Raw genomic sequence first — 25859 nt, forward strand, 5'->3', positions numbered from 1 at the left:
CAGGAGCATTCAAACCGGCCCGTGGCTAGTGTTGGAGCAGTGACCCGCCGTCCCCCGGCCGGTCTGACCAGAGCGTTTCAGTGAAAGGCCATACGTATGTCCTACCCCGTTGAACAGAACCAGAAGTTCGCCGCCTACGCGCACCCCGAGCGGCTTGTTTCCACCGAGTGGCTGGCTGCGGCCCTCGACGCCGGCGCCCTTAATGACGGCAAACTCGTAGTGGTGGAGTCCGATGAGGACGTCCTGCTCTACGAAACCGGCCACATTCCCGGCGCGGTCAAGATTGACTGGCACACTGACCTGAACGACGAAGTGACCCGTGACTACGTGGAGGGCGAGGCGTTTGCTGCCCTGGCCGCAGCCAAGGGCATTTCCCGCGACTCCACCGTGGTCATCTATGGCGACAAGTCCAACTGGTGGGCCGCCTACGCTCTGTGGGTCTTCAGCCTGTTCGGCCACGAGGACGTCCGGCTGCTCGACGGCGGCCGCGACAAGTGGATCGCCGAAGGCCGCCCGCTGACCACCGACGTCCCTTCGCCCAAGGTCGCGGACTACCCCGTGGTGGAGCGCAACGACGCCCCGATCCGCGCTTTCAAGGAAGACGTCCTGGCCCACCTCGGCAAGCCGCTGATCGACGTCCGCTCCCCCGAGGAGTACACCGGCCAGCGCACCCACATGCCCGCCTACCCCGAGGAAGGCGCCCTGCGCGGCGGCCACATTCCCACAGCGGCGTCCATTCCGTGGGCCCGGGCAGCAGCAGAGGACGGCACCTACCGCAGCCGTGCCGAGCTGGAGGCGCTGTACCTCGGCGAGGCAGGGCTCACCGAGGGTGACGATGTCGTGGCCTACTGCCGCATCGGCGAACGCTCCAGCCACACCTGGTTCGCGCTGAAGTTCCTCCTCGGCTTCGAAACCGTCCGCAACTACGACGGCTCCTGGACGGAATGGGGCAACGCGGTGCGTGTCCCGATCGCCAAGGGCTCCGAACGCGGCTCCATTCCGGCAGTTGCCGCGAGGTAAGTGTTTGTAAAAAAGCGGCGGACATGGACAACCTGCGTAAGCTGGAAGTGATGAGTACTCAAGCACTTCCTACCGCGCTGGCGGAGATTGTCGACGACTTCCAGGCACTGAGCGAGCCCGAGCGGCTCCAGCTCCTGCTGGAGTTTTCCCGCGGCCTGCCCGATCTGCCGGAGCGCCTGAACGACCACCCGGAACTGCTGGAACAGGTGGTGGAATGCCAGTCGCCTCTCTTCCTCACCATTGAGACGGAAAAGAACGACGGCGGTTCCCCCGCCTACCGCCTGTTCTTCAAGGCGCCGCCGGAAGCCCCCACCACCCGTGGTTTCGCCGGGGTGCTCCATGAAGGACTGGACGGCCTCACCGCCGAGGAGATCCTGGCTGTTCCCGACGACATGCCGGAACTCCTCGGCCTGACCCGCGCCATCACGCCGCTGCGCATGCGTGGCATGACCGCGATGCTCGGGCGCATCAAGCGCAAGGTGGCCGCCGCGGCCCGGCTCCACGCCTAGGAGTCCGTACCCGCATGGCGCGCAAGAACACGTCGCAGGGAACGCCTGCCACAGCCGTCCTGGCTGCGGCAGGCGTTCCCTTTAACCTGCACCCGTACAGCCACGATCCGGCCGCGGCCAGCTACGGGCTGGAGGCGGCCGAGGTCCTGGGGATCGATCCTGCGCGGGTATTCAAGACGCTCATGGTGGAGATCGACGGCCGGCTGGCCGTCGGCGTCGTTCCCGTCAGCGGAAGCCTTGACCTGAAGGCCATCGCTGCCGCCCTGGGCAGCAAGAAGGCCGCCATGGCGGATCCCGCTGCGGCTGAGCGGCGGACGGGCTACGTCCTGGGCGGAATCTCCCCGCTCGGCCAGCGGCAGCCCTCCCCCACTGTCATTGATGAAAGCGCCCTCGCGTTGGACACCATCCTGGTGTCCGGCGGCCGGCGCGGCCTCGATATCGAGCTGGACCCCCGGGACCTCGTGCGCCTCACGAAAGCCGTCACGGCACCAATCGGTACGGGCTCTTAGTTGGGCACAGGCTCTTAGTTGGGCACAGGCTCTTAGGTGGGCACAGGCTCCCAGGTCGGCACAGGGTCCTAGGCGGGCTGACCAGGGCCGGAATCCGGACTGCCGCCCATCCCCGGATTAACACGCGGCGCCAGCTGCTGCTGCAGCCACGCCCGGACGAGCCCCTCCCAGCGGACCGGATCCGCGTTCCACTCCTTGGCATGCCGCGCACCCTCGAACGGCTCGAAGGTGACCATTTCGGGGTTCTTTTCGGCGAGGAGGGCCGACGGCTGGTACGGAACGTACTCGTCGTCCACGCTGTGGACGATGAGGGTCGGCGTCCTGAGTTCCACGGCCCGCGACACCCAGTCCATGGATTTCAGGTCCACGGGCGCCGCAAGTCCGGTGAGCCGGCGGCCCACCTTGTGCCCCATCATCAGCTGGCCGTAACGGCCAACGGCGGACGGAATCCGGTTGAGTTCAGCATGGTGGGCCAGCACGTTCACCCAGTCGATGACGGGCGCGTCAAGGACCATTGCCCGGATGACCTGCCTGTGCTCCGACAGGTCGGCGGTCTGCAGGCAGATGGCCCCTCCCATCGACCAGCCGAACAGGACCACGTCCTTGGCCCCGCGGGCGAGGGCAAAGGAGATGGCGGCGTCCACGTCCCGCCACTCAGTGGAGCCCAGCCCGTACCGGCCATCGAATGCCGCCGGAGCCAGGCCGTCATTCCGGTAGGAGACAAGGAGATTGGGCAGTCCCAGTTCGTGAACTACGCGGGCTCCGCGGAGGCACTCCTGCCGGGTGGCGCCGCGCCCGTGGACCATGATGGCCCAGGTTTCGGCCCCGGGCTCCCCCGGAATGAGCCAGGCCGGGGCAGTTCCGCCCTCAACCTCGATGCCGGCATCCTCGAACGCCAGGCCGACGTCGGAGGGAAACTGGTACGTGGCGCCGCCCCACCAGCCACGCGCTGCGGCTTCCAGGTTGCCGCTGTAGACGGCCTCGACTTCGCGGAGCACCGTGCGCTCGGCCGGCGAGTAGGACAGGATCCTGCCGATCCGGGCGTGGCCGGCTCCGCCGTCAAAGAAAAGGCTGTAGGTTCCATCGTGCGTGGTTTCCGGCGTGGCCGCGAGGATGACCTGCTGTTCCCTGCCCTCTTTGATGACCGCCAGAATCTCCTGGTCCGCGGCCCGCACCCGGGCGGGAGTGAGGACGCGGCGGGCGAAGTAGAGGGCGAGGGCGGACGATCCGGCACCGAGCAGCGCGGCTGCCGTGCCGCCGGCAATGATTCCCCCGAGTGTCCACTTCGCCCGAAGGGTCATGGCGTTGCCCTGGCCAGTAGCCGGGGCAGTCAAAGCAGCCTGCGCAGAATCCATGCCACCCATCTTGACGGATCGGGCCCCATACGGCACATTCACTGCCAATGCAGGCCGGCCAAATACGTGCGGGCACAAATACATGCATGCTCTGGCGGCCGGGACTAGGCTGATGCCATGAGCGATCCAATCGTCATTCTCACAGAAGAGCCGCTGGGTGCGGACGACCGCGTAAACATCGAGCGCCTGGTGAACGGAGGTGACGCGCCCCTGGTGGTTCTGGTGCCGGCCAACACGGAACGGCATCTGCTGGTGGACTTCCTCGAAAACCTGTCGATGCTGGACATCGCCAAGGCCTTCCGGGAGCTGACGTCGCACGCTCCGGATCCGGCCGAGGAACGGGCCGCGGCCGACGCCACGCTCGCCACCTCGGTCACCGCTTTGGAAGGCCTGGGCGGCGGCGTTGCCGGCGAGGTGGTGGACGGCGGGGCCGTCAACGGCCTCGTGGCCAAGGTCAAGGAGCTTGGAGCCGCCCAGGCAGTGGTCATCACCAGGCCGCACGCCGTGGCAGACACGTTCCATACAGACTGGGCCAACCGGGCTCAGGACAAGCTCGGCCTGCCGGTACTGCACCTGTATGCAGGCTCGGGATTTATCGGGGACTCCTGAGCGTTGGTCCGACTATGAGCACTCCTGAGAACTCCGACCTCACCACCACTGCCGGCGCAGCACCTGCCGCCGGCCGCTCCGACGAAGACTGGCGCAGGGAACTGACCCCCGAGGAATACCATGTGCTGCGCCAGGCCGGCACGGAACGCCCGTACACCGGCGAATACTGGGACACCCACACCGCCGGTGTGTACAACTGCCGGGCGTGCGGGACCGAGCTGTTCACCAGCAAGGAGAAGTTCGATTCGCACTGCGGCTGGCCGTCGTTCTGGGCGCCGCTGGCCGAGGGGCGGGTGCGCTACATCCACGACCGGACCCTGGGCATGGACCGCATCGAAGTCCGGTGCGCCAACTGCGACTCACACCTCGGCCACGTCTTCGAGGGTGAGGGCTACGGCACTCCTACCGACCAGCGGTACTGCATCAACTCCATCTCCCTGAAGCTGGTTCCGGACACCGGGGGCCGGCAGGCCTGAGGTTGCCCGGCGCTGCGCCTGGGGGTTGTTTCGGCGGCATGAGCCTTACAGTTTCTTACGCTCAGGCCTATGACCGATTAGCAGGGCTGTCTGCTTGCTACGCTCGCCGTACAAGCTCAGATGACCAGGAAGGCGAGGCCAGTGATGACCGCAACCGTACACACAGCACCAGTCCGAATCTCCGCAGAAGACCCTGACTGGCAGCGCCTTAAGGCCGCCGCCGTTGCCCTGCGGACCCTGCAGGTGCAGGACGGTTCCATCCCTGACCAGGCCACCCATGTGGCCGCGCGCGGCCACGTCACAGCCATGGTCGAGGCCATCGAAGCACTGGCACCGGCATTCCCCCACGACGTCCTGTACCTGGACCTGGTGTGCCGCGACTTTGGCCGCTGGGCCGGGGACGGGTTCGGCGTGCCGGACTTCCTGGACTCCCTCCTCGCGTTCCAGCCGCAGGCAGACCGTGAGAACGGACTGCAGCACCTGGTGATCTTCCCCATGTACACGCAGAACGGCAGCAGCAGCCGGCTCGTGGAGGCGGTCCTCATCGACGTCGTCTGGCCCGACTTCATCGCCGGCCTGGAAGCAGGTGACTACTCGAACCGGCTGTTCGTGCCCATCCGGTTCATTGATTTCACCCCCGGGTACGACACCAACTCCGCCGTGCTGTTCCCCGAGACCGTTGCCGTCCGGGCGACCCCCAGGTTCACATGGGGTGCCATTTTCGCCGACCGGGAAGCGGCACGGTTCCGCCGCGTCCTGCGTGCCGCCGCTGACATCACCTCCCTGGAGCTGCCGGCCGGCGCCGCAGAACTTCTCGAGGACCAGGAACTCACCGAAAAGACGTTCGTCATGTGGGACCTGATCCACGACCGGACGCATATGCGCGGGGACCTGCCGTTCGATCCCTTCATGATCAAGCAGCGGATGCCCTTCTTCCTGTACTCCCTCGAGGAGCTGCGGTGCGACCTGACGGCCTTCCGGGAATCCGTGAAGATCGAAAAGGACGAAGCCGCGGATCCGGAAGCCCGGCGGCATGCCAAACTCGTGCAGTACGCCGTCATTTTCGACCGTATCTTCCGGTTCGCCATCACCGGCAGCCGGGTGCGCAACTACGACGGGCTCGGCGGCCAGCTCCTCTTCGCGTGGCTGCACCAGCACCGCGTCCTCCACTGGACCGACAGCCGGCTGAGCATCGACTGGGAACACGTCGCCGGCATCGTCGTGGAGCTGGGCGCCCGGATCGAGGAGCTTTACTGGCGTTCCATCGACCGGCCCAAGACCGCCCACTGGCTGGCGGCCTACGAGCTGATCTCGGGCACCGTCACGCCGAACCCGGCTTCGGTCTGGGCCAAGGGGCCGGGCGCCCTTCCCCTGGACGGGCCGCCGCGTGGCCTCACGGACCAGGTCCTGGACGATGAGTTCCCGCTGTCCATGTTCTACGAGGCCCTGGAAAAGAAGATGCGCCCCGTCATTGAATCCACGGCAGGCATCACCGGATCCTCCGATTCCGTTATGCCGGCTGAAGGCGACGCCGCGGCGGCGGCATGACGGACGGCAGCACGGCCACCGGCAGTCCACTGCGCGTGCTGGTCACGGGCGGCAGCGGGCCTTCAGGGATCGCCGCCGCCCGCGCCCTGCTGCAGGCCGGCTTCGCCGTCTTCACGGTGGGTTCGGACAAGGCGCGGATCGAAGCTGCCGCGAAAACCGCGGGCGGCGTTACACCGCTCGTGTGCGACCTCGCCGACCTCTCCGCCGTGCGGCAGCTGCACCAGGAGCTCGCCCGCACGTCGGGAAGGATCGACGGCGTCATCCACCTCGTGGGCGGCTGGCGCGGCGCGGAGGGCATCACCGGCCAGACGGACGAGGACTGGGACTTCATGGAACGCAGCGCCCTCACGACGCTGCGGAACGTGACCCGGGTTTTCTACGACGACCTTGCCGCCTCGCCCTGCGGGCGGTTTGCCATGGTGTCATCGACGTCGGTGGACAGTCCCTCCGCCGGCGTCGCCAGCTACGTGGCGGCCAAGGCCGCCGCGGAGGCCTGGACCATGGCCATGGCCGAGGGGTTTAGGAACGGGGACCCCCGATCCGAGACGGGCCAGCGCAGCGCCGCCGTCGTCTTCGTGGTGAAGGCGCTGGTGGACGCGGGCATGCGCAGCATGCAGCCCGAGCGGAAGTTCCCCGGCTACACCGACGTCGAGCAACTGGCGGCTGCCGCCGTCGGACTTTTTAGCCAGCCTGCCGCGGAGCTGAACGGGCAGCGGCTGCTGCTGGCCACGGTGCCGGCTGGCGCTGCAGATACACAGAATGCCGCAACTACCTAGACTGAAAGCGTGACCAAAGAGATGACAACAACGGTTGAAACTGCCGGCAGCGGCACCATGTCCAGGCTCCACGACGCGTCCGTGCGCGGATTTGCCTCGGACAACTACTCGGGGGTGCACCCCGAGGTGCTGGCCGCCCTGGCGGCTGCCAATGAGGGGCACCAGGTGTCCTACGGCGAAGACGCCTACACGGCCCGCCTGCAGGAGCTGATGGAGGAACACTTCGGCCCGGGCATTGAATGCTTCCCGGTGTTCAACGGCACCGGCGCCAATGTGCTGTCCCTCCAGTCCCTCCTCCCCCGCTGGGGTGCGGTGGTGTGCGCGTCAACGGCGCACATCAACATGGACGAGAACGGTGCCCCGGAGCGCGTGGGCGGCATGAAGCTGCTCCAGGTGCACACCCCCGACGGCAAACTCACGCCGGAACTCATCGACCGCGAAGCGTGGGGCTGGGGCGACGAACACCGCGCCCAGCCGCTGGCCGTCTCCATCACCCAGACCACCGAACTGGGCACCTGCTACACAGTGGACGAGGTCCGGGCGATCGCCGACCACGTCCACGCCAGGGGCATGAAGCTGCACATGGACGGGGCGCGGCTGGCCAACGCCGCGGCGCACCTGGGCGTTCCGCTGCGGGCGTTCACGCGCGACGCCGGTGTGGACATCCTGTCCTTCGGCGGCACCAAGAACGGGCTGCTGTTTGGCGAGGTGGTGGTGGCGCTGAACCCGGAGGCCGCCCACGGGCTGCTGTTCCTGCGCAAGATGAACATGCAGCTGGCCTCCAAAATGCGGTTTATGTCGGCGCAGTTCATCGCCTTGCTCGACGGTGACCTGTGGCTTCGCTCGGCCGCCCACGCCAACGCCATGGCCGCGAGGCTGCGAGCCGCGGTGGAGGCAATCGACGGCGTGGAACCCACCCAGAAGACCGAGTCCAACGGGGTTTTTGCGGTCCTGCCCCACGGCGTGGCGGACAGGCTCCGGGAGTCCTTTCGCTTCTATGACTGGAATGAGGCGACCGGTGAGGTCCGCTGGATGTGCTCCTTCGACACCAGCGAGGAGGACGTCGATGCCTTCGTTGCGGCCATCAAAGCGGAACTTGCCCGGCACGGGTCCGCGCAAACGTCTGCGCAGTAACATGCGCAGGATTGGGTGAGCAGGCGGCGAGCCTGCCGGAATTGGCGGTTTCCATTGCATACCCTGCGATTGTGAACGCACTTGCCCAGGTTCCCGCAAGTTTTCTGTATGCGCTGGGAACGCTCCGCAAAGCACGCTGCCGCAGCGAGCTGCGCCTCGACGAGATCCCGGCGCCGGCGCGGCTGGCGCCATTTGCCGTCGCCCTCGGCGCCGAGGTCATCGTTCCCAGCAGCGGCAGGGACCGCACGCCGGTCCACGGGCCCGCAGCCATGGCGCTGTCGGGTTCGGCGGCCGCCGGAACCGCGGCCGGAGCCTCGGCTGGAGACGATGACAACGACGGCGAGGAACTCGCCACCGGCCGCTTCATCTTGCTGCACGATCCCGACGGCTCCGCGGTGTGGGACGGCGAGTTCCGGATCGTCACCTACATCCGCGCACAGCTCGACGCCGAAATGGGCAACGATGAAATGCTCGGCTCCGTGGCGTGGACATGGCTCGTCGAAGCCCTCGAAACCCACCACGCCCCGTACCGCGCCGCCGGCGGGACCGCCACGCGCGTGCTCTCCGAAAGCTTCGGAACGCTGGCGGACCGGCCCGCCTCGATAGACATTGAACTCCGCGCCTCCTGGACGCCCGCAGCCGCCGACGTTCAGGCACACCTCGAGGCGTGGTCGGACATGGTGTGCACGTTCGCCGGGCTCCCGCCGCTGCCCGACGGCGTCTCCGCGCTTCCCCGCCGGCGCCGCAGCTAGGGCGTACTGCCGGTAAACTGGGGACACCATGACCCCTCAAAAACCGGATAACACCACAGCCGGCGCCCCGGCTGCTGACACAACACCCCATATAACGGTGGAAGGCTTTGATAGCCGGGTCCCCGTTGTCATTGATCTTGATTCCCCCCGCGACGGGGTGCCGCTGGTCATCGAAACCCAGGCTGGGCTGGAACGCTGTGCCGCGGCCATCGCTGCAGGGACGGGCCCTGCCGGTGTGGACGCCGAACGCGCCTCGGGCTTCCGCTACGGGCAGCGCGCGTTCCTCGTCCAGATCCGCCGGGAAGGTTCCGGCACGTGGCTGATCGACCCCGAGCCGTTTGAGGACCTGCGGATCATCAATGACTCCCTGCGCGGGGTCGAATGGATCCTGCACGCCGCCAGCCAGGACTTGCCCTGCCTCTCGGAACTGGGCATGTGGCCGGACAAGCTGTTCGACACCGAACTCGCAGCCCGCCTGGCCGGGCTTCCCCGCGTGGGCCTGGCAGCTGTTATCGAGCAGCTGCTCGGATTCGGACTCGCCAAGGAGCATTCGGCGGCCGACTGGTCCACCCGCCCCCTGCCGGAACCGTGGCTCAGGTACGCAGCCCTCGACGTCGAAGTCCTGACCGAACTGCGCGAGGAACTCATCGAGCTGCTGGAAGCTGACGGAAAGCTGGAATTCGCCGAGCAGGAGTTCGCCGCCATCCTGTCTGCCGGGCTTGCACCGCCGAGGGTGGACCCCTGGCGCAAGACATCCGGACTCCACCAGATCAGGGACCGCCGCCAGCTCGCCGCCGTTCGGGAGCTGTGGCTGGAACGGGACGCCCTGGCCCAAAAGCGCGATGTTGCCCCGGGCCGGCTCATCCCCGATTCCGCCCTCGTCGCCGCTGCCAAGGCGATGCCCACCACCGTGCCGCAACTGCTCGGCACCAAGGGGTTCCACGGCAGGGCCGCCCAGCGGGAGGCTCCCCGCTGGCTGCGGTGCATTGCTGCGGCCCGGGCACTCGAAGACCTCCCGCCGCTGCACTTGCCCACCAACGCCCCGCCGCCCCCTCGGGTATGGGCAGACCGCGACCTTCCAGCGGCCGAGAGGCTGCAAACAGCCAGGCCGCTCCTGCAGGAAAGCGCGGACCGGCTCAAGCTTCCGCTCGAAAACCTGCTGACCCCGGACTATCTTCGCCGGGTCGCGTGGCGGCCGCCGGAGGATATCAGCGAAGCCGCCATTGCCGAGGAACTGCGCCAGCTGGGTGCGCGGCCGTGGCAAATCGAGCTGGTGGCGCCGCTGATCACCAAGGCGTTCCTCAACCCCCAGCCCCTTCCCCCCAAGGAAGCCCGGGAGGCAAAGGAACAGACCGGTTAGGGTTGGTTCCTGTTGCAAGCCGCGGCCAGCCCCGGCCCGTCCTGCCACTGGATGCCAGCCGAAGTCTGGGGCAAAATGAATGCTGCGGACGGAACGACCCCGTTGTCGCACGCAGGTGCTGACCAGAACACGCCGCTAGATGTATTGACCACGGACGTTAGTGACGCTCGGCGTGGTTCGGTGACATGAAGAAGACCTCCGGGTGGAGTGGGGCTTGTCTAGAGTCCAATTCCACGCACGGAGGTCTTCATGTCCCACCCTAACGCTCTTCTGACGCCCCGTGGCCGGCTGCAGCTCGCGCAGTGTGTCGTTGACCAATGTTGGAGTCTGCGCCGGGCCGCGGAACGGTTCCAGGTCTCGGTCCCGACCGCTGCGCGCTGGGCTGAGCGCTACCGCGAGCATGGACCGGAAGCAATGGAGGACCGCTCCAGCCGCCCGCACTCTTCGCCTCGGCGGACTGCCACGCGTACCGAGCGGCGGATCATCGCCCTCCGTGTGAACCGCCGGTGGGGCCCTGCCAGGATCGGTTATCTGCTGGGCATCCACCCCTCCACCGTCCATCGTGTGCTGTCCCGCTACCGGCTCGCGAAACTGGCCTGGCTCGATCGCGGCACCGGCAGGGTGATCCGCCGCTACGAACACGACAAGCCCGGGGACCTGGTCCACGTCGACATCAAAAAGCTCGGCCGTATCCCCAATGGCGGCGGACACCGGGTCCTGGGCAGGACCGCCGGGTGGAAGAACAAGACCGGCACCACGGCCAACCGCCGGCCCGGCTATCACTACCTCCACAACGCCGTCGATGACCACTCACGTCTTGCCTACAGCGAGATCCTCACCGACGAGAAAAAGGAAACAGCAGCAGCCTTCTGGTCCCGGGCCAATGCCTGGTTCAACGCCCACGGAATCACCGTCCAGCGCGTCCTGACCGATAACGGGAACTGCTACCGGTCCCGCGCTTTCGCTGAAGCCCTGGGCCCGGACATCAAGCACAAACGCACCCGCCCCTACCGGCCACAAACCAACGGCAAGGTCGAACGCTTCAACCGGACCATGCTCGAGGAATGGGCCTACATCCGCCCGTACCGCTCAGAGGCCGAGCGTGTCGCCGCTTTCCCCGACTGGCTCCATGCCTACAATCACCACCGAGCCCACACCGCCCTCAAAGGTCAGACACCGGTCAGCCGCGTCACCAACCTCTCAGGTCAATACAGCTAGACGGCCATTGGTGGCGTTCCGTCCGCCCTATTGCTGCTCCGTCTCCACTACTACCGCACGGTTCGGCAACCTCCAGGGCTGCGCCGCGATCCCCATGACTTCGACGGGATCGACGGCTACGCAGGCCTGGTCAATCAGCAAGGCCCCGTACCTTCGGAAGCTCTTGACCGGTTCGAGACCCCGATAGCTCTTGACGGCAGTTTTGAACCGGCACTGCCCGTAGATCCACGGCCTGACTGGCCATCATCCACTGCAGCCTGGAAGGGCGCCTGCGTCCAGATGAATGCCGCCATCAAGCCACCCATCGTACCTGTTGCAGCTGATATTACTCGCGAGTAACGTTGTGTTCACCGATGCCCGGTGCCGGACAGTTGGGCTGTCCGGCACCGACCGCGCCCCCGTCTCAATGAGGAGCCACAGAATGAGTGCCGCAGATTTCCGCAAGCTTGCCGATCTCTTCCCGGATGAGACAGTCACCCATTCCTCCGTACAGGACATTGAGCTCCCGGCCGCGGACGGCGCTGCCAGCGCCGGCGTCCTCGCCCTGATCACCCTCGACAATTGGCTGGATCATTCGAAGCCCACTACTCTGGGCCCCAATTCGCTGGTCGAACTGGGAACTGCCCTCGAAGGGCTGCGCGAGCGGGCGGCCGCCGGTGAGATCGCGGCGGTTGGCGTGACGGGCAAGCCGAACTTCTTCGTCGCCGGCGCCGACCTGTCCGCGGTCACGTCCCTGCAGAAACGGGAGCACGGCCTGTGGATGGCCCAACTGGGCCACGAGGTCTACTCCACCCTGGCCAACCTGGGCATCCCCAGCTTCGCCTTCATCAACGGTGTGGCCCTGGGCGGGGGCCTGGAGATTGCGCTGCAATCCACCTACCGCACTGTTTCCACTGCCGCCGGTGCGCTGGCGCTTCCCGAGGCCTACCTTGGACTGGTGCCGGGGTGGGGCGGCGTATACCTTCTTCCACGGCTGATCGGGCCGGAAAACGCCGTCAAGGTAATGATCGAGAACGCGCTGAACAACAACCGCACACTCTCCGGCACCGACGCATTTCAGCTCGGCATCGCGGATGCGCTGTTCGAGCCGGAGGACTTCCTGGACCAGTCGATCGCTTGGGCCGCCGGCGTGGTGAGGGGCACGGCGGTGGAACGGCCCGCCGCCGTCGATCCCGCCGACCCCGCAGTTGCCGCTCGTTGGGCGGATGCCGTGGCTTCCGGCCGCGCATACGTTGAGGCCAAGACGTCGAATGCCTCACCGGCACCGGCCGAAGTGCTCAACATCATGACGGCGAACCGCACCATGACCCAGGCGGAGTCGGCTGCGCTCGAATGCGAAACGCTCGCCGGCCTTATGCAGACCGACGAGTTCCGTGCCACCGTTTACGCCTTCCTTGACCTCGTGCAGAAACGTGCCAAGCGGCCCGCCGGAGCGCCCGGCCGCGAACTCGCCCGGCCTGTCACCAAGGTCGGCGTGGTCGGCGCAGGATTGATGGCCAGCCAGCTCGCCCTGCTGTTCGCCCGCCAGCTCGGCGTTCCCGTGGTCATGACCGACATCGACCAGGACCGCGTGGACAAGGGAGTCGCCTACGTCCACAGCGAAGTGGACAAACTGGTGGCGAAAGGCCGGTTGGGCAGTGAGCCCGCCGCCAAAGCCAAGTCGCTCGTCACGGGGTCTGTTTCCAAGGAGCCGTTTGAAGACGCCGACTTCGTCATTGAGGCGGTGTTCGAGGAACTGAACGTCAAGAAGCAGGTGTTCGCCGAGCTGGAGGCCCTCGTCTCGCCGGAGTGCATCCTTGCCACGAACACGTCCTCCCTGTCCGTAACCGCCATGGCCGCAGACCTGCGGCACCCGGAGCGCCTGGTGGGCTTCCACTTCTTCAATCCTGTGGCCGTGATGCCGCTCGTGGAAATCGTCCGGGCACCGAAGACGGACGACGCCGTACTCGCGACCGCGTTCGAACTCGCCAAGGGCCTGAAAAAGACAGCGGTCCTGGTCAAGGATGCCCCGGCCTTCGTGGTCAACCGGATTCTGCTGCGGCTCCTGGGCGAGGTCACGGCCGCCTTCGACGAGGGCACGCCAGCCCATGTTGCGGATACCGCGCTACGCCCCATGGGCCTTCCCATGACGCCGTTCACCCTCCTCGCCATGGTGGGACTGCCGGTGGCCCAGCACGTGCAGGAATCCCTGCACACGGCCTTCGGCGACCGCTTCCCGGTTTCACAGAACCTGCAGAAACTTGTCGACAACAGCATCAGGTCCCTGTGGGCGCCCGGGGAGGACGGCGGACAGGAAATCCCGGCTGCCGCCTCGGCCCTGATGTCCTTCGGCAGCACGCCGTCGACCGCGGAGGAAGTGCTGCGCCGGACCCAGGACGCCCTTGCCGAAGAAATCGGTCTGATGCTTGAAGAAGGTGTGGTGGCCGCACCCCAGGAAATCGACCTGTGCATGATCCTGGGTGCCGGCTGGCCACTGTTCCTGGGCGGCATCACCCCCTACCTCGACAGGGTGGGAGCCTCGGCGCGCGTCAACGGCAAGCGCTTCCTCCCGCCGGGCGTGGCATCCCGGTCCTGATCCAGCCCCAGATCCAGCGCGAACGTACACTTGTGGCCCCTCCGGAAGGGGCCACAAGTGTACGTTCGCGCTCCAGCAGGGCCCCAAGTGTACGTTCGCGCTTCAGCAGGGCCGGAGGCGGCCGCCGTCGAGCCTGAGCAGCCGGTGGGCATGGGCCTGGGCGAACGCGAAGTCGTGCGTCACCATTACGACGGCGGCGCCGCGGCCGGCTGCCGCTGACACGGCGGCGGTCAGCCGCGCCAGGCCGTGGGCGTCCAGGGCAACCGTGGGTTCATCGAGCGCGAGCACCGACGGTTCGCGCGCCAGGACGGTCGCCAACGCCAGCAGCCTCTGCCCGGAAGCCGGCAGCTCATGGGGGTGGGTGCTTTCGCTGTCTTCAAGGCCAACGGCGGCCAGGGCTGACGCTGCCCGCTCCGGCGCACCCGCACCGAAGATGCGGTCCAGCCCGAACAGCACCTCCCGCAGCGCAGTCCGCTCGAACAACTGGTCATGGGGATGCTGGAACAGGAGCCCCAACCTCCGGGCCACCAGCCCGGTGGGAACACCGGCGATGGACTCGCCCGCCACCCGGATGTCACCGCGAAGCGGCCGGTGGAGTCCGTTGAGGAGCCGGAGCAGCGTGGACTTCCCGGCCCCGTTGGGCCCGGTCACGGCCACGACTTCCCCGGGCAGCACCTGCAGGTCCACGCCTTGCAGGAGCAGGCTGTCCTGCAGAAGCAGGCCGTCCTTTGACGGCGTCTTCCCGGCCCCGAAACCGAAGGCCACATTTGCCAGTTCCAAAGCCGGAGTGCTTCCGGCGGCAGCCTCTGCAACGGCAAGCGGAACTGCTGCAGGACCGGCCGCCTCCGATTCCGGGGACGAGATGACGACGCCGGACTCAGCCAGCGCCCCTCCCTCCAGCACCCGGGCCGGCGGCCCCTCGGCCGTCACGTTCCCCTCCTTCAGGATCAGCCAGCGCTCCGCGGCGCGGGTCAGCAGGTCGGCGTGCTGGCTCAGCACCACGACGGCGGCACCCCTCGCCAGCTCCGCATGGACCAGTTGCACAACGGTCCGGATGCCGGCCTGGTCCAGGGACTCGAGCGGCTCGTCGAGCACAAGGATGCCCGGATCGTCCACCACAGCGCAGCCGACAGCCAGGCGGCGAAGCTCTCCCCCGGACAGGGTTGCGGGATCCCGCTGCAGGAGACCCTCGAGTCCGGTCCGCCGCGCAATATCGACGACGGTGCGCCGCATCTGTTCGCGCGGAACTCCGCGGTTTTCCAGGGTGAAGGCGAGCTCCTCCTCCACTGTTCCGCGAACGGCCGACAGCATGGACGCTGCATCCTGCGGCACGTAGCCGACGTGCCGTGCCCAGGCCCCGGGATCGATCCGCGGATCATCCGGCGCTCCGGTAAAGGACAGCGGACGGTCGCTGACGGGCTGCCCGGCCACCTCCAGCTGCAGGCTCCCTGCCAGGGTTCCGTCCCGCCCGCCAAGCAACCAGGCACCAAGGAGCCGCCCCAGCGTGGACTTTCCGCTGCCGGAACCGCCGAGCACTGCAGTCAGCGTGCCGGGCCCGGCAGTCACATCCACCCCATGCAGCCCCGGCACGGAAGCCCCGTGGTAGGAAAACAGGGCGATGGAGGCCACGAGCGTGGTTGCGGCAGTCCTGTCTGCAATCATCCGGGCCCACCGACTGGCAGGGACAGGCCGGACAATGACAGTCCGGACAGGGACAGGTCGGACAGGGACAGGCCGGACAGGGACAGTGCAGCCAGGGATCCGGCGGACACTGATCCGGCCGAAAGCGACTCAGCGATGCGCCAAACTATGGCCGCGACCGCAACCAGGAGAGCGACAATCCTAAAGGCCGCCTGGGCGGGTGAATCGCGGACCTCCGTGTAGCTGGTCCGGGGACCTGCGCTCCTGAATCCCCTGGCATCGAGAGCCTGTGCCCTGGTGCCGGCGTCGTGGACCAGGCCCAGTACCAGCGGGACCATCTGCAGCCGGATGGCCGCAGCCCTGCTGCCGGGTCCCCGTCCCACCACGAGCCCGCGCGACTCCTGGGCCTGGCGAACCTTCTCCAGCCGCGCCGCGACCAACGGGGCGAGCAGCAGCGTGGAGGCCATCACATAGCAGACCTGCGGCGGGACCCGGCGGGCAGCCAGCGCGGCCACGAGTTCGGGGACTCTGACACTGAAGGAAAACACCATCAAAACCAGGACGAAGGCGGCGGTACGGAGCCCCATCTCCAGCGCGAAGCTCAGCCCTTCGGCCGTGACCCGCGCCGGACCCCAGCTCGCCAGCACCGTGCGACCCTCCGGAAAGAAGAGACCGTGGATCAGCAGCAGTGAAAGCCAGAAGGGCACGACGATGGCGGCCGCAGCCAGCAGCACACGCCGGACGGTGCCCGCAGCGGCAGCGAGCAGCACTGCACCGGCTGCCACGGCGAGTGATACCGCCCAACTGGCGGCCGCCGTCGTTATCACCAGGACGGCGGCAGCTGCCATCAGCGTGGTCAGCGGATTGAGGCGTGCGGCCACCTGGACGGGATTCCGGGATCAGGAATTCCGCGCGGCCGGCTCCTTGCCGGCCAGGACGCGGAAGCGGCGGACGAACGGGAACTGGAACGTGGTGCGCCGGGGCAGCGCGTAGACCAGCATGGCGGCGATGGCGAAGACGATGGCCTTGTCCATGGGGTCGGAAATCAGGGCCTGCTTGGTGATGGCGGCCAGCAGGGTGTCGCCCATGGCCCGGAAGGCGCTGACGATCGCACCGGTGCCGACGCCGGACGTGCCGCCGAAGACGAACGCGGCAATCGGTGCGGACACCACGCCGGCGATGATGCCGGTGACGAAGCCGGCAACCGGGGCCAGGTAGAACCGGCGGAACAGCCCGTAGCGCGCGGCCAGGCCGGCCAGGAAGCCGATCAGTGCAGCGCCGGCAGCGAACGGCAGTACGGTCGGGTTGAAGAACGACCACACGATGCTGCTCAGGGCACCGGTGGCGGCGCCGGCGGCAGGGCCGGCCAGGACCGCGATGAGCACGGTGCCGATGGAGTCGAGGTAGAACGGCAGGCCGCTGGTGCCCATGAGCTGTCCAAGCACAATGTTCAGGACCAGGGCCACGGGGATGAGCACCACGGTGGAGGTGGGCAGGGTGGGCAGCACGCCGACGATCAGCAGGAGCGCACCGAGCAGGAAGCCGCCCAGCGCGACGAGCGAGGAAACGCTGCCGAGCCCGCCCGCGATGTCTGCCGGCTGAGTCAGGACCAGGAACACGAAGGTGGCGGCGATTGAAGCGGCGCCCAGCAGTTCGAGGAGCCTGCGGCGGCGGACGGCTTTCCCGTCGGCCGGAGGAAGGGTCAGGGACGGCTGTGACATGGTGGATCCTTAAGCTGAAGACGGCGGGTCCCGCACCCGGGGCGTGAAGTTCCGCGTGCGCGGAAGCAGGCGCCTATGTCACCTTGGCGCGCCTACCATCCTACCGACCCCGGGACACACCCTGCTACGGCCCGTTAGCCTGGGGTGCGCTTCCCCACCGCGGCGGCCAGCGCGCCCACCGAGGAGATCAGTTCGGCGAAACACTGCTCGGGGTCGTTGGAGGTGACGATCCTGGCATTGGCCGGCTCTTTCCAGATGCCCCGGAAATCGGCGACTGTAGTCCCGACGAGCCGCGGCGACTGCGTCTCCACGTGCACGGTGGCGGTCCGCGCGCCGTACGGGGTGCGGCGGATGGCCGCAGCAGCGGCGAAGGCGTCGTGCATGTGCGCGATGTAGCCCTGGTCGTAGAGCCTGTGGAACTCCATGTAGAAGCGGATGGCATCGGACAGGCACGCCACGAGCGGGTTGTCTGAGCGGCTGCGCTGCCCTTCGGGCTGGTCGGGCAGCACGAGTTCCGGTCCGGCTCCGGCGGCCTCGGAGAGCTTCTGCAGGTGCTCGGGGCGCAGTTCAATGCGTTCCGTGGTCTCGAGGGCGCACACCACCGGAAGTTTCTCCTCCGGCAGTCCGCTGTAGGCGGCAAACACTTCCGCGGCGGCGTGCGGGTCCACCGAAACGTTCCACTCCGCCGTCGGCGTCGTATTGCCCTGGTAGTTGAAGCAGCCGCCCATGATGACCAGTCCCTTGAGCAGCCTGGGAAGGTCCGGCTCCGCCCGCAGCGCCAGCGCGAAGTTGGTCAGCGGACCCGTGATCAGCCCGGTGACCTCCCCCGGACGTGCCCGGACCGTTTCCACCCACACATCCACGGCATGCCGCGGTGAGATCTCCTGCCGCGGCGGCGGGAGTTCGGCGTAGCCGATCCCCTGCGGGCCGTGGGTCTCCTCGGTGGTGACCAGCGGGATCTCCAGCGGGACTTCGGCGCCCACGGCAACTTCAGTGCCTGAGCGGCCGCAGAGCTCCAGCAGCGCGAGGTTGTTCAGCGCCACCTGGCGGGCGCCCACATTGCCGGCCGTGCACGTGATCGCCTCAATCCGGACCTCCGGCCGGGACACGAGATAGACCAGCGCGAGGGCGTCGTCGATCCCGGTGTCCACGTCCATCAGGATGGACGGCATCAGAACAGGGCCACCTTGGGGGTCTGCGGGAAGATGGCGTCCAGTTCATCGAGTTCGGCCCGGTCCGGGACCCAGGCCACTGCCTCGGCATTTTGCCGGACCTGCTCCGGACGGGTGGCGCCGGCGATCACGCTGCTGACGGATGGCTGCGCCGCAAGCCAGGAGAAGGCCACCTGCACTTCGGTCAGGTCGCGGGCGGCTGCGAACGCGCTGAACGCCTTCAGCTGCTGCCAGTCGGCGTCGTGCACCAGGTTGGTCCGGGTGTGGCTGAGGCGGGATCCGGCGGGCGCCTGGTCCGGTGCGTACTTGCCGGTCAGGAGGCCGTTGGCCAGCGGGAAGTAGGGCAGCACGCCCAGCCCGTAGGCCTCGGCGGCCGGAGTGACCTCCTGCTCGGCCCGGCGGTCCAGGAGGTTGTAGTGGTTCTGCGCGGAGACGAACCGCGCACCGCCCCGGGCGCGGGCTACGAATTCGGCCTCAGCAATCTGCCAGCCGGCACGGTTTGAGTGGCCGATGTAGCGCGCCTTGCCGCTGCTGACGAGGTCGTTCAGCGCGTCCAGGGTCTCCTCGATCGGCGTCAGGGGGTCGGGCGTATGGAACTGGTACAGGTCGATGTAGTCGGTGCCGAGCCGCCTCAGCGAGGCCTCTGCCGCCCGGACGATGTAGCGGCGCGACCCGCGCGCGCCGAAGTCCTGGCCGTTGGCTCCGCGCATGTCCATGCCGAACTTGGTGGCCACCACCACGTCGTCGCGCCGGGACCCCAGGGCCTTGCCCAGCATCGTTTCGCTGAGGCCCGGTTCGCGGCCGTAGGTGTCCGCCACGTCGAACAAGGTCACCCCGGCGTCGAGGGCGGCATGTACGACGGCGTCCGTCCCCTCTTGCGATTCGGTCACCGTGTTTGCCCGGCCCAGGTTGTTGCAGCCGAGGCCCACGACGGAGACGGTCAGTCCGGATTTTCCAAGACGGCGGTATTCAGTCATGGACTCACCCTATAACGGCCCACCGGCCGGCTTGGGCCGAGGTCTTGCCCAGGCAGGGACGCCACTCAGGCAGAGATCCTGCTCAGGAAAAGATCCTGCTCAGGCAGAGGCGAACTCCAAGCCGTGCTCCTCCAGTGCATCCTGGAGCTGGGCCAGGGTCCGCGGACAGATGCCGGGCAGTGCCGCCAGCTGGCGGCGGCCAAACTGTGCCACCTGCTCGAGGGACTCCATACCGGAATGGGCGAGGATCCTGCGGTCAGGCGAGGCGAGGCCCCGCGGAAGCGGCGTGCGGCCGGGCTGGGCTGACTTCTTTGTCATGACGTTCTGCCTTCCTTGTGCTTGGACTGCTTTGAGGATGAAGCGGTTCTGAAGGATGAAGCGGTTTTAGAGGGTGAAGCCGGTCACCTGCTTGGGCGAATGCTTGAGCTTGAGGGCGGAAAGGTCGCTAAACGGGGCGGCGCCGATGCTCAGCTTGGTGAAGTCCAGGTCCTCGCCGCGGATGCAGACCTTGATCGCATTCACGGCCTTGTTCACGTCCGGGCACAGGCAGAAGATGTTGAGCTTGGCGTCGCTGAATTCCGAGCGGTCCACGATGCCCAGGCCGCGCCAGGCCAGGTGGCCGGCAAGCGCATCCTTCGCCTTTTCCTCCAGGTAACGGTCCCGGCTGGTGCCCTCCCGGGTCTTCAGCGCGTACTGGGCCACCACCCAGTACTGCTCCTCGTCCGGAATCTCGGCGTAGCCGTCCTCCGTGCAGGCCATCTCGAACGCGTCCATTAGGCGCTCGGCAGCCTCGGCGTCCGGCACGTCGGTCTCCTGGGTCTTGCTCTGGTGCCCCACGGCGCCGTGGTTCATGACGAACTGCCCGTAGTCCTCGTCGTACCAGGCTTCCCGGAACAGGAGCGTTCCTTCGTCGTCGCGCTTGTAGACCCGGATAATTCCGCTCATGCCCGTCCTCTCGTGAACCAGGTGGTGTCGGTGCCGTCGAAGGGGGCTTCCTGGCCCTTGACGGCAAGGAACAGTGCATCGCATTCCGCCTGCATGGAGCGGACCAGCGTCTCAGGGTACTCCATATGCAGCCGGTGCTCGGCGAACTCGTCCTCGTCGTCGATGAACACACCGCGCGTCACCGAGCGGATCACGTCGAGGTCCATGTCGATCACATGGAATTCCGTCACGCCGGGCTTGATCCTGCGCCACTCGTGCCCGGTGGCCAGGTCGACGTAGACGCGGAAGTCGCCCGGACAGGTGTCGTCATAGAAGGTGACCACGTACTCGCCGGTCCGCGGAACGAGAAGCACGGCATCGGATGCCGTGTAGAAGGCGGCACCGGGCCGGGAGCAGAACTCATTGGCCGGCTGGAAGATCCACCAGCCGTGCCGGTCCTCCCCCAGGTACCTGCCGGGCACCACCCAGTGTGCCGAGCCGTCCCATTTGCGGTTCCGGGACACCACCAGTTCGCCGGGTTGCAGAGACACAGGCTGCCGGGAATCGGGCTCCCTCACAGTTTGGGCAGGCTTCCGGTGGTGGGGTGTTCCTGGCCGGGCAGCGGACGCGCGAACGGGACCTTGGTTCCGAGGACCTGGGCCACGACGTCATGGGTGATCTGCTGGGCGGTCAGGCCCACCCGCTCCAGCACCTGGCTCCGGCTGCCGTGGTCCAGGAATTCCACCGGCAGGCCCACCTCGTTCAGGGCGGTGTCCACACCGGCGGCGCGCATCTCCTGGCGGATCCTCGATCCGACTCCCCCGGCCCGGACGCCGTCCTCGATGCAGATGACGAGGCGGTGCCTGGCGGCCAGGGCGATGATCGACTTCCGGACCGGGAGCACCCAGCGGGGGTCGACGACGGTGGAGCTGATGCCCTGCGCGCCCAGCCGGTTGGCGACGTTCAGGGCGAGTTCGGACATGGCGCCCACGCTGACGATCAGAACATCGTTCTCGGTGGATCCGGCGGGGCGGCGGGACAGCACGTCAACGCCGTCGTCGAGCCGTTCGATGGCCTCGACCTCGGCGCCGACCGTTCCCTTGGAATAGCGGATGACGGTGGGGGCGTCCTCGATGGCTACGGCCTCGCGGAGTTCCTCGCGCAGCCTGGTGGCGTCGCGCGGCGCGGCCAGGTGCAGGCCGGGAACGATCTGGACCATGGCCATGTCCCACATTCCGTGGTGGCTGGCGCCGTCGGGACCGGTGACGCCGGCGCGGTCCAGGACAACGGTGACGCCCGCCTTGTGCAGGGCGACGTCCATCAGCAGCTGGTCGAAGGCCCGGTTGAGGAAGGTGGCGTAGACCGCCACCACCGGGTGGAGCCCGCCGAAAGCCATGCCCGCCGCGGAGGTGAGGGCGTGCTGTTCGGCGATGCCGACGTCGAACACGCGCTCCGGGTACCGTGCCGCGAACTTGTGCAGCCCGACCGGGATGAGCATGGCGCCGGTGATGCCGACAATATCCTTGCGCTCGTCGGCGATGTCCGCGATTTCATCAGCGAAGACCGACGTCCACGACTTCGCGCCGCTGGCGTCGGCGGGCTCGCCCGTTTCGGGGTCGATGATTCCGACGGCGTGAAACTGGTCCGCTTCATGCGCCCGGGCCGGGGCGTACCCGTGGCCCTTCTCGGTCATGGCGTGCACAATGACCGGCCCGGCAAAATTCCTGGCCGTGGACAGGGCGTGTTCCAAAGCCTGCAGGTTGTGGCCGTCGACGGGGCCGATGTACTTCATGCCGAGGTCCTCGAACATGCCCTGCGGGGCCCACCAGTCCTTGATGCCCTTTTTCATGGCGTGCAGGCTCTTGTAGGTGAACTGGCCGACCGGTCCGCCGTTCTGGAGCCTTTTCTTCCACCAGTCCAGCGCAATTTCGTAGGCGGGGGCGGCACGCAGGGAGTCGATGGTGGGGCGCAGGGACGCCAGGTAATCGGCAAAGCCGCCGACGGTGGGGGCATAGGAGCGGCCGTTGTCATTCACGACGATCACGACACGGCGTTTTTTGTCGGCCGCGATGTTGTTGATGGCTTCCCAGGCCATGCCTCCGGTGAGGGCGCCGTCACCGACGACGGCGACAACGTACCGGTCACCGTCTCCGGTGAGCTGACGTGCGCGGGAAATGCCGTCGGCCCAGGACAGCGAGGATGAGGCGTGGGAGCTTTCGACGATGTCGTGCTCCGACTCTGCGCGGTCAGGGTAGCCGGACAGGCCGCCCTGCTGGCGGAGGGTGCTGAAGTCGTGCCGTCCGGTCAGGAGCTTGTGAACGTACGACTGGTGGCCGGTGTCGAAGACGATGCTGTCGCGGGGCGAATCGAAGATCCGGTGCACGGCCATGGTCAGTTCGACGACGCCGAGGTTGGGACCCAGGTGCCCTCCCGTCTGGGAGACGTTGCCGATCAGGAATTCCCTGATCTCGGCGGCGAGCTGCGCCAGCTGCGCCGCGGACAACTTGCTCAGGTCCTGCGGATTCCGGATGGTCTCCAAGATTCCCAACGGCCCCTCCTTCGGCTGGTAGACATGCCCATTAACTCTAACGCCTCCGGGCGGGTAGTCAGGCAGCGCCGGCCGTTAGGGAGTAGAGGCGAGAACGCAGGAAGCCCCGGCCGGTCAGCTGACCGGCCGGGGCTTCTCCCGCGCTGTCTGCAGGGGTTGCCCCCGGCAGGAACCCGCTAGCTAGCGGAGATCTGGCGCAGAACGTACTGCAGGATGCCGCCGTTGCGGTAGTAGTCCGCTTCACCCGGGGTGTCGATGCGCAGCACTGCATCGAACGACTTGGTGGAGCCGTCCTCGGCGGTGGCGGTGACCTTGAGGGTTTTGGGCGTGGTGCCTTCGTTGAGGGCGGTGACGCCCTCCACGGCGAAGGTTTCCGTGCCCGTCAGGCCGAGCGTCGCGGCGGACTCGCCGGCCGGGAACTGCAGCGGCAGGACCCCCATGCCGATCAGGTTCGAGCGGTGGATGCGCTCGTAGCTTTCGGCGATGACGGCCTTGACGCCCAACAGCGCCGTGCCCTTGGCTGCCCAGTCACGGGACGAACCGGAGCCGTACTCCTTGCCTGCCAGGACCACCAGCGGGGTGCCGGCTGCCTGGTAGTTCTGGGCGGCGTCGTAGACGTAGGCCTGCGGGCCGTCGGCCTGGGTGAAGTCGCGGGTGAAGCCGCCCTCCACGCCGTCCAGGAGCTGGTTCTTGATGCGGATGTTCGCGAACGTGCCGCGGATCATGACCTCGTGGTTGCCACGGCGCGAGCCGTAGGAGTTGAAGTCCTTGCGCTCCACGCCGTTGGCCAGCAGGTACTGGCCGGCGGGGGTGTCCGACTTGAACGAACCGGCCGGGGAGATGTGGTCGGTGGTGACGGAGTCGCCGAGCTTGAGCAGCACGCGGGCACCGGTGATGTCCTGGACCGGCTCCGGCTGGGCCTTCATACCCTCAAAGTACGGGGGCTTCCGGACGTACGTGGACTTCTCGTCCCAGGCGAACGTGTCTCCGGCGGGGGTGTCGAGCGCCTTCCAGCGGTCGTCGCCCTCGAAGACGCCCTCGTAACCCTTGGCAAACATCTCCTTGTCGATGGAGGAGTCGATGACTTCCTGGACCTCGACCGGGTTGGGCCAGATGTCCTTGAGGAAGACGTCGTTGCCGGCTTCGTCCTTGCCCAGGGCATCGGTGTCGAAGTCGAAGTCCATTGAACCGGCCAGGGCGTAGGCGATGACCAGCGGCGGGGAGGCCAGGTAGTTCATCTTGACGTCCGGGTTGATGCGTCCTTCGAAGTTGCGGTTGCCCGAGAGCACGGCGCTGACGGCGAGGTCGTTGGCCTGGATGGCCTCGGAGATCTCGGCTTCCAGCGGGCCGGAGTTGCCGATGCAGGTGGCGCAGCCGTAACCGACGATGTAGAAGCCGAGCTTCTCCAGGTACGGGGTGAGGCCCGACTTCTCGTAGTAGTCGGTGACCACCTTGGAGCCGGGGGCAACGGAGGTCTTGACCCACGGCTTGGCGGTGAGGCCCTTGTTCACGGCGTTGCGGGCCAGCACGGCGGCGGCAAGCATGACCGAGGGGTTGGACGTGTTGGTGCACGAGGTGATCGACGCGATGGTCACGGCGCCGTGGTCGATGTCGAACTCGCGGCCGTCTTCCATCTTCACGGAGACGGGGCTGGAGATGCGGCCCTCGGCGCCGTGCGCGGCCGAGTACTTCGGCGGAACGCGGTCGGTGTCGGTCACGTGCGTGCCGCCGGTGGTGAAGGAGGGCGGGTCGGAAGCCGGGAAGGACTCCTCCAGCGACTCGTCCAGCGTGCCGGCGTCGGCGTCGTGCGTGACGTAGTTCTTGAGGTCGTGGCGGAACTCGTCCTTGGCGTCGGTCAGCTCGATGCGGTCCTGCGGACGCTTCGGGCCGGCGATCGACGGAACCACGGTGGACAGATCCAGCTCGAGGTACTCGGAGAAGCGCAGTTCGCGGGAAGGATCGTGCCAGAGGCCCTGCTCCTTGGCGTAGGCCTCAACCAGCGCAACGTTTTCCTCGGACCGGCCGGTGAGGCGCAGGTAGTCGAGGGTGACGTCGTCGATCGGGAACATGGCAGCGGTGGAGCCGAATTCCGGGCTCATGTTGCCGATGGTGGCACGGTTGGCCAGCGGCACCGCGGCAACACCTTCGCCGTAGAATTCCACGAACTTGCCCACCACGCCGTGCTTGCGGAGCATCTCGGTGATGGTGAGAACCACGTCGGTGGCGGTGGCGCCGGCAGGGATGCTGCCGCTGAGCTTGAAGCCGACAACGCGCGGGATCAGCATGGAGACCGGCTGGCCCAGCATGGCAGCCTCGGCTTCGATGCCGCCGACGCCCCAGCCGAGCACGCCCAGGCCGTTGACCATGGTGGTGTGGGAGTCGGTGCCGACGCAGGTGTCGGGGTAGGCGCGCAGGGCGCCATTGACTTCACGGGTCATGATGGTGCGCGCCAGGTATTCGATGTTGACCTGGTGCACAATGCCGGTTCCCGGCGGGACAACCTTGAAGTCGTCGAACGCGGTCTGGCCCCAGCGCAGGAACTGGTAGCGCTCACCATTGCGCTGGTATTCGATCTCCATGTTGCGCTCCAGTGCGCCGGAGTTGCCGAAAACGTCGATCTGGACGGAGTGGTCGATGACCATCTCGGCCGGAGCAAGCGGGTTCACCCTCTTTGGATCGCCGCCGAGCTCCTTGACGGCCTCGCGCATGGTGGCAAGGTCGACCACGCAGGGGACACCAGTGAAGTCCTGCATGATCACGCGGGCGGGCGTGAACTGGATTTCGGTGTCGGGCTGGGCATTCGGGTCCCATCCTGCCAGGGCGCGAACGTGATCGGCGGTGATGTTCGCGCCGTCCTCGGTCCTCAGCAGGTTTTCAAGCAGTACCTTAAGGCTGAACGGAAGGGTTTCTGAACCTTCAACGGAGTTCAACCGGAAAATTTCGTATTCGGTTCCGGCAACATCAAGTTTGCCTTTTGAACCGAAGCTGTCCACAGTGCTCATCGCAGGACTCCTCTCGCAACAGTTTCATCTTTG

General features: G+C 67.2%; 23 protein-coding genes. 12 read left to right on the forward strand and 11 right to left on the reverse strand.

The annotated features are described in order from the left end of the window. The first annotated feature begins 96 nt into the window (after positions 1 to 96). From BWQ92_RS01630 to ybaK, 3 genes are read left to right on the forward strand one after another with little or no spacing between them, the layout of a single operon-like run. Complete coding sequence (locus tag BWQ92_RS01630) at positions 97 to 1020, forward strand: sulfurtransferase (RefSeq protein ID WP_076797936.1); 924 nt, start codon at positions 97 to 99, stop codon at positions 1018 to 1020. A gap of 50 nt (positions 1021 to 1070) precedes the next feature. Then, positions 1071 to 1529, forward strand: coding sequence for a SufE family protein (locus BWQ92_RS01635; protein WP_172411831.1), 459 nt, complete (start codon positions 1071 to 1073; stop codon positions 1527 to 1529). A gap of 14 nt (positions 1530 to 1543) precedes the next feature. Further along, on the forward strand, positions 1544 to 2038 hold the full coding sequence (ybaK, locus tag BWQ92_RS01640; RefSeq protein WP_076797937.1) for a Cys-tRNA(Pro) deacylase: 495 nt from the start codon (positions 1544 to 1546) through the stop codon (positions 2036 to 2038). Positions 2039 to 2106: 68 nt separating this feature from the next. Here the strand turns inward: ybaK and BWQ92_RS01645 are convergent, their stop codons facing one another. Continuing rightward, positions 2107 to 3393: an alpha/beta hydrolase family protein gene (locus tag BWQ92_RS01645; protein WP_076797938.1), complete on the reverse strand. Its 1287-nt coding sequence runs from the start codon at positions 3391 to 3393 to the stop codon at positions 2107 to 2109. Between the two features lie 117 nt (positions 3394 to 3510). Between BWQ92_RS01645 and BWQ92_RS01650 the strand changes: the two genes are divergently transcribed. The 9 genes from BWQ92_RS01650 (at position 3511) to BWQ92_RS01690 (ending at position 13841) form a co-directional block, all read left to right on the forward strand. Continuing rightward, positions 3511 to 4002, forward strand: coding sequence for a hypothetical protein (locus BWQ92_RS01650; protein ID WP_076797939.1), 492 nt, complete (start codon positions 3511 to 3513; stop codon positions 4000 to 4002). Positions 4003 to 4016: 14 nt separating this feature from the next. Next, positions 4017 to 4478, forward strand: coding sequence for a peptide-methionine (R)-S-oxide reductase MsrB (gene msrB / locus BWQ92_RS01655; protein WP_076797940.1), 462 nt, complete (start codon positions 4017 to 4019; stop codon positions 4476 to 4478). A gap of 144 nt (positions 4479 to 4622) precedes the next feature. Next, a complete protein-coding gene (locus BWQ92_RS01660; protein ID WP_076797941.1) occupies positions 4623 to 6026 on the forward strand; it encodes a DUF6421 family protein in 1404 nt (467 codons plus the stop codon). Further along, complete coding sequence (locus tag BWQ92_RS01665; protein WP_076797942.1) at positions 6023 to 6802, forward strand: SDR family oxidoreductase; 780 nt, start codon at positions 6023 to 6025, stop codon at positions 6800 to 6802. Before BWQ92_RS01660 ends, BWQ92_RS01665 begins: the two co-directional genes overlap by 4 nt. A gap of 21 nt (positions 6803 to 6823) precedes the next feature. Beyond that, a complete protein-coding gene (locus BWQ92_RS01670) occupies positions 6824 to 7936 on the forward strand; it encodes a threonine aldolase family protein (RefSeq protein WP_076797943.1) in 1113 nt (370 codons plus the stop codon). A gap of 68 nt (positions 7937 to 8004) precedes the next feature. Beyond that, positions 8005 to 8688 (forward strand): DUF3000 domain-containing protein, encoded by a 684-nt coding sequence (locus BWQ92_RS01675; RefSeq protein WP_076803451.1) that lies wholly within the window; start codon positions 8005 to 8007, stop codon positions 8686 to 8688. Between the two features lie 28 nt (positions 8689 to 8716). Continuing rightward, positions 8717 to 10048: an HRDC domain-containing protein gene (locus tag BWQ92_RS01680; RefSeq protein WP_076797944.1), complete on the forward strand. Its 1332-nt coding sequence runs from the start codon at positions 8717 to 8719 to the stop codon at positions 10046 to 10048. Positions 10049 to 10297: 249 nt separating this feature from the next. After that, positions 10298 to 11266 carry an IS481 family transposase gene (locus tag BWQ92_RS01685; protein ID WP_076797945.1) on the forward strand — a complete coding sequence of 323 codons (969 nt, stop codon included), beginning with the start codon at positions 10298 to 10300 and terminating at the stop codon, positions 11264 to 11266. A gap of 421 nt (positions 11267 to 11687) precedes the next feature. Beyond that, positions 11688 to 13841: a 3-hydroxyacyl-CoA dehydrogenase NAD-binding domain-containing protein gene (locus tag BWQ92_RS01690; RefSeq protein WP_076797946.1), complete on the forward strand. Its 2154-nt coding sequence runs from the start codon at positions 11688 to 11690 to the stop codon at positions 13839 to 13841. 102 nt (positions 13842 to 13943) lie between these two features. Here BWQ92_RS01690 and BWQ92_RS01695 read toward each other — a convergent pair whose 3' ends face one another. The 10 genes from BWQ92_RS01695 to BWQ92_RS01740 form a co-directional block, all read right to left on the reverse strand. Then, positions 13944 to 15503 (reverse strand): ABC transporter ATP-binding protein, encoded by a 1560-nt coding sequence (locus BWQ92_RS01695; protein ID WP_076797947.1) that lies wholly within the window; start codon positions 15501 to 15503, stop codon positions 13944 to 13946. After that, positions 15500 to 16363 (reverse strand): energy-coupling factor transporter transmembrane component T family protein, encoded by an 864-nt coding sequence (locus BWQ92_RS01700; protein ID WP_157365082.1) that lies wholly within the window; start codon positions 16361 to 16363, stop codon positions 15500 to 15502. Before BWQ92_RS01700 ends, BWQ92_RS01695 begins: the two co-directional genes overlap by 4 nt. An 18-nt stretch (positions 16364 to 16381) precedes the next feature. Further along, positions 16382 to 17203 carry a glycosyl transferase family 9 gene (locus BWQ92_RS01705; protein WP_076797948.1) on the reverse strand — a complete coding sequence of 274 codons (822 nt, stop codon included), beginning with the start codon at positions 17201 to 17203 and terminating at the stop codon, positions 16382 to 16384. Between the two features lie 134 nt (positions 17204 to 17337). Beyond that, positions 17338 to 18375 (reverse strand): nucleoside hydrolase, encoded by a 1038-nt coding sequence (locus BWQ92_RS01710; protein ID WP_076797949.1) that lies wholly within the window; start codon positions 18373 to 18375, stop codon positions 17338 to 17340. Continuing rightward, a complete protein-coding gene (locus tag BWQ92_RS01715) occupies positions 18375 to 19352 on the reverse strand; it encodes an aldo/keto reductase (protein WP_076797950.1) in 978 nt (325 codons plus the stop codon). The genes BWQ92_RS01710 and BWQ92_RS01715 overlap by 1 nt, the downstream gene beginning before the upstream one ends. 99 nt (positions 19353 to 19451) lie before the next feature. Continuing rightward, positions 19452 to 19670: a hypothetical protein gene (locus BWQ92_RS01720; RefSeq protein ID WP_076797951.1), complete on the reverse strand. Its 219-nt coding sequence runs from the start codon at positions 19668 to 19670 to the stop codon at positions 19452 to 19454. Positions 19671 to 19736: 66 nt separating this feature from the next. Continuing rightward, positions 19737 to 20297 carry a hypothetical protein gene (locus tag BWQ92_RS01725; RefSeq protein WP_076797952.1) on the reverse strand — a complete coding sequence of 187 codons (561 nt, stop codon included), beginning with the start codon at positions 20295 to 20297 and terminating at the stop codon, positions 19737 to 19739. After that, entirely contained in the window at positions 20294 to 20854 is a 561-nt protein-coding gene (locus tag BWQ92_RS01730; RefSeq protein WP_076797953.1) for a DUF402 domain-containing protein, read from the reverse strand. The genes BWQ92_RS01725 and BWQ92_RS01730 overlap by 4 nt, the downstream gene beginning before the upstream one ends. Continuing rightward, a complete protein-coding gene (gene dxs / locus BWQ92_RS01735; protein ID WP_076797954.1) occupies positions 20851 to 22824 on the reverse strand; it encodes a 1-deoxy-D-xylulose-5-phosphate synthase in 1974 nt (657 codons plus the stop codon). The genes BWQ92_RS01730 and dxs overlap by 4 nt, the downstream gene beginning before the upstream one ends. Before the next feature lie 176 nt (positions 22825 to 23000). Continuing rightward, positions 23001 to 25826, reverse strand: a complete 2826-nt coding sequence (locus BWQ92_RS01740; protein ID WP_076797955.1) for an aconitate hydratase — start codon at positions 25824 to 25826, stop codon at positions 23001 to 23003. Between the last annotated feature and the right edge of the window lie 33 nt (positions 25827 to 25859).

Origin of the sequence: Arthrobacter sp. QXT-31 (assembly GCF_001969265.1) — a bacterium.
Taxonomy (GTDB): Bacteria; Actinomycetota; Actinomycetes; order Actinomycetales; family Micrococcaceae; genus Arthrobacter.

What these genes read in the sequence shown, in the direction of transcription:
- BWQ92_RS01630 (WP_076797936.1), top strand. Translation starts at nt 97, where the DNA reads ATGTCCTACCCCGTTGAACAGAACCAGAAGTTCGCCGCCTACGCGCAC.
- BWQ92_RS01635 (WP_172411831.1), top strand. Translation starts at nt 1,071, where the DNA reads ATGAGTACTCAAGCACTTCCTACCGCGCTGGCGGAGATTGTCGACGAC.
- ybaK (WP_076797937.1), top strand. Translation starts at nt 1,544, where the DNA reads ATGGCGCGCAAGAACACGTCGCAGGGAACGCCTGCCACAGCCGTCCTG.
- BWQ92_RS01645 (WP_076797938.1), bottom strand. Translation starts at nt 3,393, where the DNA reads ATGGATTCTGCGCAGGCTGCTTTGACTGCCCCGGCTACTGGCCAGGGC.
- BWQ92_RS01650 (WP_076797939.1), top strand. Translation starts at nt 3,511, where the DNA reads ATGAGCGATCCAATCGTCATTCTCACAGAAGAGCCGCTGGGTGCGGAC.
- msrB (WP_076797940.1), top strand. Translation starts at nt 4,017, where the DNA reads ATGAGCACTCCTGAGAACTCCGACCTCACCACCACTGCCGGCGCAGCA.
- BWQ92_RS01660 (WP_076797941.1), top strand. Translation starts at nt 4,623, where the DNA reads ATGACCGCAACCGTACACACAGCACCAGTCCGAATCTCCGCAGAAGAC.
- BWQ92_RS01665 (WP_076797942.1), top strand. Translation starts at nt 6,023, where the DNA reads ATGACGGACGGCAGCACGGCCACCGGCAGTCCACTGCGCGTGCTGGTC.
- BWQ92_RS01670 (WP_076797943.1), top strand. Translation starts at nt 6,824, where the DNA reads ATGACAACAACGGTTGAAACTGCCGGCAGCGGCACCATGTCCAGGCTC.
- BWQ92_RS01680 (WP_076797944.1), top strand. Translation starts at nt 8,717, where the DNA reads ATGACCCCTCAAAAACCGGATAACACCACAGCCGGCGCCCCGGCTGCT.
- BWQ92_RS01685 (WP_076797945.1), top strand. Translation starts at nt 10,298, where the DNA reads ATGTCCCACCCTAACGCTCTTCTGACGCCCCGTGGCCGGCTGCAGCTC.
- BWQ92_RS01690 (WP_076797946.1), top strand. Translation starts at nt 11,688, where the DNA reads ATGAGTGCCGCAGATTTCCGCAAGCTTGCCGATCTCTTCCCGGATGAG.
- BWQ92_RS01695 (WP_076797947.1), bottom strand. Translation starts at nt 15,503, where the DNA reads ATGATTGCAGACAGGACTGCCGCAACCACGCTCGTGGCCTCCATCGCC.
- BWQ92_RS01705 (WP_076797948.1), bottom strand. Translation starts at nt 17,203, where the DNA reads ATGTCACAGCCGTCCCTGACCCTTCCTCCGGCCGACGGGAAAGCCGTC.
- BWQ92_RS01710 (WP_076797949.1), bottom strand. Translation starts at nt 18,375, where the DNA reads ATGCCGTCCATCCTGATGGACGTGGACACCGGGATCGACGACGCCCTC.
- BWQ92_RS01715 (WP_076797950.1), bottom strand. Translation starts at nt 19,352, where the DNA reads ATGACTGAATACCGCCGTCTTGGAAAATCCGGACTGACCGTCTCCGTC.
- BWQ92_RS01720 (WP_076797951.1), bottom strand. Translation starts at nt 19,670, where the DNA reads ATGACAAAGAAGTCAGCCCAGCCCGGCCGCACGCCGCTTCCGCGGGGC.
- BWQ92_RS01725 (WP_076797952.1), bottom strand. Translation starts at nt 20,297, where the DNA reads ATGAGCGGAATTATCCGGGTCTACAAGCGCGACGACGAAGGAACGCTC.
- BWQ92_RS01740 (WP_076797955.1), bottom strand. Translation starts at nt 25,826, where the DNA reads ATGAGCACTGTGGACAGCTTCGGTTCAAAAGGCAAACTTGATGTTGCC.